Genomic DNA, 223 nt, shown 5'->3' on the forward strand with positions numbered 1-223 from the left:
TCAGTTCAGCGGGGATACTCCGCCATTTCGCACCATTCTCATGATGCCAGAAAATCGCTGCTATCGTCCGCCGCAGATCATGTGGCGGCGTCCTGCCCCGCGGGCGAACCTCCTCGATCAGAGGTTCCCAGATCGCCCAACGTCTCATCCGTAAAAGTGCCTGTTCCGTCTCCTTCTTCCATCCCTACAATATGGGAAGAATTTCAAGATCTAACAGGCCCTA

General features: G+C 54.7%; 1 protein-coding gene. It reads right to left on the reverse strand.

Annotation, left to right across the window (positions count from 1 at the left end):
• The coding region (locus B7449_RS19305; RefSeq protein WP_209426808.1) for a transposase at nt 1–148 on the reverse strand (148 nt) is incomplete at its 3' end.
• Nucleotides 149–223 lie beyond the last annotated feature (75 nt).

It is taken from the genome of Komagataeibacter intermedius TF2, from assembly GCF_000964425.1.
Classification (GTDB): Bacteria; Pseudomonadota; Alphaproteobacteria; order Acetobacterales; family Acetobacteraceae; genus Komagataeibacter; species Komagataeibacter intermedius.